Raw genomic sequence first — 8,627 nt, forward strand, 5'->3', positions numbered from 1 at the left:
GGTAAAAATACTATTTGGATGATTTAAAATCACTCAAATGGATAAAATAAAACGTAAAATTTGTTGCGGATAAAACTGTTAAGTTACTACTCTACTCTTTAATATTTAAGAAGTAAAAAATAAAACTCGTTTTTCCATTATGAAATTCTAACTCGGTTGAATAAAATACTCAAACTGGATAAAATGTTCGTTATTAGCAAAACGGAAAAAACACATTAGGCAACAATATATAACTTCAATCGCTGCTATTTGTGTCCTGCGGACACAGACGCAAAAGCGTCAAAGTTAGCCCTTTTTACTATCTTTAACATTAATTCAACGCAACTGAAAGTTATATAAAACCGTTAGCATTAATTATGAAAAAACCGTTTCTACTTATAATTTTTGTACTGACAATTTTAAAATTGTCTGCTCAAGATACTTTGGTTTTTTCTCAAGAAAATTCTTCGTTGTTTAGTAATAAATACTTTTTGTATCCTAAATCAAAAACGTTTGAACACAAATTTAAAACTGATGACGGACAACTTTGGTACGGAAAAGGAACTTATGAAATAAAGAAGAAAAAATTAATTTTAAGTTTTGGAGACTCTGAAAAAGGAATTAAAGATGATAACAAAATCACTAAAATATACGACCGAAATAATAAATCTGACACATTGCTTGTTGAAATGTTCGATAAAAAACTGAACTCTTCATCTGGACATATAAAATTCAAAGAAAAATATTTTTATGGAGGTTTTGATAACGGAATAATAAAAATTCCGAAAAGTATATTTGAAAATATCGAAAACCCAATTGTCGAGACTTTTATTCAAGGTTCACTTGTAAATATTGAACTAACGAAAATAACGGAATTAAATGTTTTGAAAATAACAGCATTTGATATTTATAGCTATTATCATTTTGAATCAAACTTTGAACGAATATTGACTTTTAAAAAGGATGAATTAAAATCAGATGATTTTTACAACACAACGAATAAACGGAAAGTGAAATTTATAATAGAAAAATAACTAATGCCAACAACGTATATTTCCAATTGTGGTTTTGTGTCCTGCGGACACAGACGCTCACGCGTCAAAGTCAGTTCTTTTTACTATCTTTAATTTCTAAATTCCCACAACTGACAAATATACAAGACCGTTGGCTACAATTTGGAAATGATTCGTATTAGGTGTATATTTACATCAAATAATTGAATTATGTCGAGACAAAGTATATCATTTACAAAACCAAACGATGAGTGGTTAAAAGCCCAAGTGGACAATAAAGAATATTCTAGCAAAAGTGAATTAGTTAACGATTTGATTAGACAAGCCCGAAAACAGCAAGTTCAAATTGACTGGATTCGAGCTAAAATTGAAAAAGCTGAAAATAGTGGATTTACGAGTGACAGTAAAGAAAGTATTTTAGCTCAATCAAAGTCTTTGCTAAATGGCTAAATACAAACTAACAAATGAAGCGAAAAATGACTTGATTCGGATTCACCATTACGGAGTTAAAAAATTCGGAATGACCCAAGCGGACAAATATTTTGAGTCTTTTTTTGAATATTTTGATATTATCGCTGAACGTCCTTTTTCATTTAAATCTGTTGACTATATAAAAAAAGGATACAGACGTTGCGTGTGTGGAGTTGATAGTATTTTCTATAAAGTCAATGAAAATATTGTTGAAATAGTGACAATAGTTGGAAGACAAGATTTGAATGAAAAATTGTAATAGAATTAAAAAAACTGTAGCCAACACTGTATAATTCCAACTAAGGTTTAGTTGTGTCCTGCGGACACAGACGCAAAAGCGTCAAAGTTAGGTCTTTTTATTATCTTTACTCCTAACCTTTCCTTAGCTGGGAAATTATACAAAACCGTTGCCAGCAATTTGAACAAACGCATAGAAAAATTGACTTAATGAAATTACCTTTTTTTATACTACTTGTGGGAATTACCTTCTCATTGAACGCTCAAAATCTTTTCCCTGTAAAATTAGACAATTGTAGAACTGATAAATTTTGTCTGGACTGCGGAGATACAAAAGCTGGCTATCAAGAAAAAGAATTTTTAAAACTTCAAGAAAAATTGAACGATGAATTAAAATTGGATGGAATTAAAGGTGCTATTATGTTTCAAGTTCTTGTTAATTCAAAAGGACGTGCTTGTGTTTTGAGTCATACAGACCAATCAAAAAACTTCATAACACAGAAATTAATTAAAGAGTTGAATCGATTCAAAAATTGGACACCTGCAATAACAAACGGTAAAATAGAAGAAAAATCATCAATCAATATTATTTTCAAAGTAGATAACAACAAAATTACAGGACAAATTGAGAGAGTTGATAAAAAAGCTTTTGAGAAATCATTTGACAAGCCAAATAGCCCAGAAATCTATAATGAAAATTACATTTACAAAAACGAAAACTTAAGCAATTATGAAATAACTGTTTGGAATTCGAAAAACTCAAATTTACCTAATAATTGGAATGACCATATTTCCATAGATAAAAATGGCTTAATATGGCTTACTGTGAACCAAGGTTTGGTAACTTTTGATGGAAGCGAATTTAAAAATGCTGAACAAAATATAACCGATAAAGGAAAATACTTCGCCTATTACGAATTAGCAACGGACAACAACAATGTAAAATGGGTTTATGCTAAAAACAACATATATAGTTATGATAATGATAAATGGGTAAAATATGATTCAACACAAATTGGAATTAATTCTGCGTATAATATTGTTAACAACCCACAAACTGGCGAGTTATTTTTCTGCTCAAAAAATGGAATAACTATTCTTAAAGATGGTAAATGGTCAAAAATAGATAAAAACTTATACAAGGACTTACCTGGAAATAGAGTTGCATTTGCTAAAAGAGATTCTAAAAATAGAATTTGGATTGGAACTTATGATGGGACAGCAATGATTGATGAAAATAATCACGTAACAAATTTCGAGAAATCATCTACAGTTTTAAAAGGAAAATGCATCACTTCGATGGACGAGGACGAAAACGGAAACCTATACTTTACACTTTACGAATTTGACAGAAAAAACAAGAAGCAAGTTAACAATGACGAAGGAATAGCAATAAGAGACGTAGATGGCAATTTCAAACAATTTACAACTGAAAATTCTGGAATGCCTTTTAATCATTCTAATTGTGTGCTATACGATAAAAATGAAAAAGTTCTATGGATTTCGACTGATAGAGCAGGATTAGTGAGATACGACTTAAATGATGGTTGGGAAAATTATCATACAGAAAACTCTGAAATACCGACCTCTTACATTTCGACAATGACTTTTGACAATAACGGAGATTTGTATTTGGCAACGAGACAAGGATTAGTAAAAATTAAACGAAAATAAAATACTGCAGGCAACAATGGCTATAATTCATTGTGGCGTTCGTGCCAAATCAAAAACTTCCGTATATTTACTCGGCTTGATTTCATAAGCGGAAAAATTCTGCCGACATTTTCCACAACGAAATCATAGCCTTACACGTTGTAACACATTAAATAAACCATATAATTGAAATTAACACAAAGACATCTAAAGAAAATAAAATGGACGACTCGAATGGCATTTGCGAGTTTTGGAATTTTGATTTTTGCTCTTTTTGTTAACGAATTTAGAGAACCATTATTCAGAATAAAAAAAGGTTACGCACCACATAACTTCGGATTTAACTTTATGTTCTTTCTTCCTTCTATGTTAATGGCAATCGCACTTGGATTTACTGTAATCGGACGAACAATAAAACATTGGAAAACCTGGACTGACGTGAATAAAAAATTAATATTAATTGGATTGTCAATTCCAGCAATCGGAATTTGGACTTTTATGATTGTCAAAATATTTATTAATTAAAAATATAGACTTTGGGATTTTATTTCGGCAGAGTATTTTTCAATTTCATTGGTGCAGTTACCAGGTGGTGCTATGGAAGTATTTGGAGAACGCTCTTCAAAAAAAAGAAGTTTACTTTTAAAGAATATTTATATGGCCCAAAAGAATCAGAATATTATGATGATATGGGGCATCAATTTAATAATAGAATTATCGGAGCACTTGGATTTGTATTCATAATTGTGCCAATAATAAAATTAATATTTGATTAAAAAAACGTGTTACAACAATGTATAATTCCAACTAAGGTTTGGTTGTGTCCTGCGGACACAAACGCAAAAGCGTCAAAGTTAGCTCTTTTTATTATCTTTACTCCTAACCTTCCCTTAGCTGGAAAATTATACAAAACCGTTCTATGCAATTTAACCCAAACCAACAATGTTAGGAGAAATAAAGAAAGTTCAATTACGAAAAATATGGAAAAACGAGGCATATGATTTTACGCCTTGGCTTGCCGAAAATTTAGAGCAAATAGGAGATGCAATCGGACTTGAATTGGAATTTGATTCTAAAGAGGTTTCTGTCGGACCTTTTTCTGCTGATATTCTTGCAAAAGACACAGGAACTGACAAATTTGTAGTAATTGAAAACCAACTTGAGAAAACAAATCACGACCATCTTGGAAAGTGTATAACTTACGCTTCAGTTCTTGACGCATCCGCAGTTATTTGGATTGCTTCAAAATTTACTGACCAACATAAAAAAGCATTGGATTGGCTGAATGACCATACTTCTGACGAAATCGGATTTTATGGAATAAAAGTGGAGTTATGGCAAATTGATAATTCTCAACCTGCTGTTCGATTTAATGTTGTGAGCGAACCGAATATTGCAGTTAGACAAGCGACTAAAAGAAAAGAACAAGGCGAACTTTCCGAAACGAGAAAAACCCAATTTGAATTTTGGACAGCGTTTAGAGAAAAGTTAGAGAATTCTGGAAAAATCCGTTCTTTACAAACACCTAGACCACAATATTGGTTTGATATTGCATTAGGAAAATCTGGAATACATTTATCGAACACATTTAATACTGACCGAAATGAAATTGGAGCAAGAGTTTATATTCACAATAAAAAAGTTGATGAATGGCTACCATATTTCGAGTCTAAAAAAGATATTATCGAATCGAAAATTGGTTCTGAACTCACTTGGAATCCAAATCCGAACAATAAAGACAAAGTAATAACTCTGACTAAACATTTTAAATTGGAAAATAAGGAAAATTGGAAAGAAGCGATAAACTGGCTTGCCGAAAATTCGATTAAGTTTAAAGAAACATTTGCGAAAATAATAAAAGAAAAAACTGCATAGAACAACGTGTATAATTCATTGCTAGTACTCGCCTACTTACGAAAATCCTCGCGGATTTTCTATTCGGTTTGTATTTGTTAATTTAGTTGCTGAAACACGCAACGAAATCATACACAAAACCGTTACTCAACATTTGACACCAATTGAACTCTAGAACAAGATATATACTTCTGATTTTAGCTTCTATAGCTTGCGTGCTGACTTTTTACAACCACAATAATGAATTGACAGAAACTAGCTTTGATTCTGTTGAATTAAAGTATGCTAAACGGTTTTTCGGAATTGGAATTTTATGTATTGGATTATATTTTTTCAATAAAAATTGGCGGAATGTAATATCCAAAATTATGATAGGAGCATTTGGAATAAGTTTATTACTCAACTTATATATAGTTCCTAGAGTTTATAGAACTGTTCAACTTAACGAAGTATATTATGAATACTCTGAATTAGAAACTTGTGAAGAAATGGAAAAACGGTTTTTGACTGACTTAAAAAATGAAGAAATCGTTTATTTTCAGTTCGGAATCGGTTACGATATTGAATTGGCAAAAACTCTTAAGGAAAAGTATAAAATTCAATCTATCGGAATGGGTTGTACAATTAAGTCCGAATATGAATGTTATAATAAATTGGTCAATGAATACCTAAAAGAAAAACATAACGACGGAATAATTGACTATTGAAAATAAAAACGTTGGGTAACAATGTATAATTCCAACTAAGGTTTAGTTGTGTCCTGCGGACACAGACGCAAAAGCGTCAAAGTTAGCTCTTTTTACTATCTTTACTCCTAACCTTCCCTTAGCTGGGAAATTATACAAAACCGTTGTAGCCAATTATCCAAAAATGCCTGAAGAGTTAGAAAATAAACTAATCGATATTATTGAAAGTGATATATGGATGACTAACATTTTGAAAATAGTCAGAGATTTAAACCTAAAAGATTGTTGGATTGGAGCTGGTTTTGTTAGAAATAAAGTTTGGGACGAAAAACACGGAAAAGACAGAACTGAACTTAATGATATTGATATAATATATTTTGACAAATCAAATTTGACTAAAAAGTTTGACTTAGAAATAGAGGGCAAACTGAGAAATCTGAATCCTAAACTAAATTGGTCTGTTAAGAATCAAGCAAGGATGCATATTAGAAACGGACATAAACAATATACTAATTGTAAAAAAGCTATTTCCTTTTGGCCTGAAACAGCTACTTCAATAGCTGTAAGATTGAATTTCAAAAACAAAATTGAGTATATCGCACCTTATGGATTAGAAGATTTATTTAATCTTTTAGTTGTTCCAACACCAAGGTTTGATTTGACCATTTACAAGAATAGAATTGAAAAGAAAAACTGGAAAGAAAAATGGAACGAATTAGAAATAAAAACTGGCTACAACACCGTGTAACCGCAATTACGGCGGATTCGACTACGTCCGAATCCACTCGGAATTGCTAAAGTCTGTGCTAAACCGAAAAATAGTTTAACTTTAACCCGTAACTGACGGTTATACAAAACCGTTGTGTGTAATTTGAAAAATGAACGTAATTGAACCAAAATATAAGTATAAAGAAATTGAAAAGGTTTTTGAAAAACTGATTTCAGGAAACGTAGAACTGACTGAACATTTTACGAAAGAAGTTGACCTTTCTGATTATAATCAAAAGGATAATATTCCTTATGTTGACATAGGTTCGATTTCAAGATTTATTGTAGAAAAGAAAATCGAGAATGAAACATCTGATTTAGGATTATTTTTTGAAAACGTTGAGGAAATTTATAAAAATGGAGATAAAGACGTTCGGAATTTTATTGTTGTAGGACTGTTCGAGGGAATTCAAAATATCGGTGGTGAAGAAATCGAATATTATAAATCTTTTAATCAATGGTTGAAACCAGAAACACAAGAAGCGTGGAATAGAATAATTGACTATTGGGAAGGAACTGAATGGCGAATTTCAAAAGATGAGCGTAAAAAAAGAGAAAAAGAAACACAGAAAATATTAAACAAAAAGAAATAAAAACTACACACAACATTGGCTATAAGTAATTGCTGGTTCTCGCCTACTTCTGAAAATCCTTGTGGATTTTCAGCTTGGTGCGTGCTTGCAAAGTTAACTGCTAACCCACGCAACTACTCATAGCCGATACCGTTGGCAAAAATTATGAAACAAACTTTTACACTTTCAAAACAACAGGAAAATACTCTTGAACAAATTTATAGAGAGTTGCTCATCTCATTGAAAAAAACTTGGACGGAAGAAAATATGTTTGAACTCGTCTGCTTTATAACTAAAGAATGTGGACATCAAACAATTACTTCAAAAAAAGATAAAACCGTAAATTTTTTTAAAGGTGTTGAAAAAGTTGGTGGCAAAGCTTTTAGTTCGACAAAAGGTAAATTTTATGCGTATAAAAATAATGGTTTTGGAAATGAGTTAATTTCTGATACAAAAAAAATAAATGATTTTATAAAAGCTACTCCAGATAAAGTCAAAAAATTTAGCAAAAAATCAAAACTAAACTTTGAAAAACTAAATAATGATTTTTTAAAAAAGTCGAAAAAAGAAAAACTGAATCTAATGGCTTCAGGAGTAATGAGTATTCTAATTTTTTATGCATCAGCAGGAGGTGAAGATTTTGAAGGCGGTATTCCAGATTTAGATTTAGAGTTAGGAATTGGATATCATAGAAACATTTTTAGTCATTCAATTTTTTCGGGTCTGATAATTGAATTTTTAATGAGGTCTGGAGTGGAGATTATAAATAAATCTTATTCGAACTTACCCGCATATCATCATTACTTTTGGGACAAAACAAATAGATTTATAAACAATAATAAAAATTTAGCAATTGGTTCAATGTGGGCTGGCATAAGTGTTCATTTAATTCAAGATGCTGGTTTAAATCACGCAACAACGAAACCTTATACCGGTGTTCCTTTCGAAATGTCAATGGATGCTCATCAAGGTTTATTCGCAGCTAATGGAACAGCTTCGGCCATTTTTGCAGGAAGAAAATAACTTTTGCCAACAATGTATAATTCCAACTAAGGTTTAGTTGTGTCCTGCGGACACAGACGCAAAAGCGTCAAAGTTAGCTCTTTTTATTATCTTTACTCCTAACCTTCCCTTAGCTGGAAAATTATACAAAACCGTTGTAACACATTTTGAGAATGAACTTTCCTGAAATAGGTTGACTAAAATTTAAACCATTAATTATAGTCACTTATGAAAACACAAAATGAACACTGGCGAAAAAAAAGCTACCAAAAAGTAACTTTAGAGACTAAACTTTTAGTCGTTGACCAAATTCTTACAGGACATATTTCTAACAATCAGGCCTCCAAAAAATATGATGTCCCCAGAACAACTATTTCCTATTGGTTAAGAAA

At 31.2% G+C, this 8,627-nt stretch carries 11 protein-coding genes; all 11 read left to right on the plus strand.

All coding sequences use genetic code 11. The features are described from left to right. Positions 1-356: 356 nt before the first annotated feature. Positions 357-1,013, plus strand: coding sequence for a hypothetical protein (locus BUC03_RS14375; RefSeq protein ID WP_073153646.1), 657 nt, complete (start codon positions 357-359; stop codon positions 1,011-1,013). 189 nt (positions 1,014-1,202) lie between these two features. Beyond that, entirely contained in the window at positions 1,203-1,442 is a 240-nt protein-coding gene (locus BUC03_RS14380; RefSeq protein ID WP_073153649.1) for a ribbon-helix-helix domain-containing protein, read from the plus strand. After that, a complete protein-coding gene (locus BUC03_RS14385; protein WP_073153652.1) occupies positions 1,435-1,722 on the plus strand; it encodes a type II toxin-antitoxin system RelE/ParE family toxin in 288 nt (95 codons plus the stop codon). Before BUC03_RS14380 ends, BUC03_RS14385 begins: the two co-directional genes overlap by 8 nt. Before the next feature lie 233 nt (positions 1,723-1,955). Continuing rightward, complete coding sequence (locus BUC03_RS15315; RefSeq protein WP_200799146.1) at positions 1,956-3,374, plus strand: ligand-binding sensor domain-containing protein; 1,419 nt, start codon at positions 1,956-1,958, stop codon at positions 3,372-3,374. 213 nt (positions 3,375-3,587) lie between these two features. Continuing rightward, entirely contained in the window at positions 3,588-3,878 is a 291-nt protein-coding gene (locus BUC03_RS14395; RefSeq protein WP_073153673.1) for a hypothetical protein, read from the plus strand. 11 nt (positions 3,879-3,889) lie between these two features. Continuing rightward, positions 3,890-4,129 (plus strand): hypothetical protein, encoded by a 240-nt coding sequence (locus BUC03_RS14400; protein WP_073153656.1) that lies wholly within the window; start codon positions 3,890-3,892, stop codon positions 4,127-4,129. 166 nt (positions 4,130-4,295) lie between these two features. After that, positions 4,296-5,228 (plus strand): DUF4268 domain-containing protein, encoded by a 933-nt coding sequence (locus tag BUC03_RS14405; protein ID WP_073153659.1) that lies wholly within the window; start codon positions 4,296-4,298, stop codon positions 5,226-5,228. A gap of 224 nt (positions 5,229-5,452) precedes the next feature. Further along, positions 5,453-5,914: an FEKKY domain-containing protein gene (locus tag BUC03_RS14410; RefSeq protein ID WP_073153661.1), complete on the plus strand. Its 462-nt coding sequence runs from the start codon at positions 5,453-5,455 to the stop codon at positions 5,912-5,914. A gap of 46 nt (positions 5,915-5,960) precedes the next feature. Further along, complete coding sequence (locus BUC03_RS14415) at positions 5,961-6,641, plus strand: nucleotidyltransferase family protein (RefSeq protein ID WP_200799148.1); 681 nt, start codon at positions 5,961-5,963, stop codon at positions 6,639-6,641. A 130-nt stretch (positions 6,642-6,771) separates the two neighbouring features. Next, a complete protein-coding gene (locus tag BUC03_RS14420; protein ID WP_073153664.1) occupies positions 6,772-7,254 on the plus strand; it encodes a DUF7674 family protein in 483 nt (160 codons plus the stop codon). 144 nt (positions 7,255-7,398) lie between these two features. Then, positions 7,399-8,256 carry a hypothetical protein gene (locus BUC03_RS14430; protein WP_073153670.1) on the plus strand — a complete coding sequence of 286 codons (858 nt, stop codon included), beginning with the start codon at positions 7,399-7,401 and terminating at the stop codon, positions 8,254-8,256. Positions 8,257-8,627: the final 371 nt, after the last annotated feature.

Origin of the sequence: Mesonia phycicola (assembly GCF_900141885.1) — a bacterium.
In the GTDB taxonomy this organism is placed as follows: Bacteria; Bacteroidota; Bacteroidia; order Flavobacteriales; family Flavobacteriaceae; genus Mesonia; species Mesonia phycicola.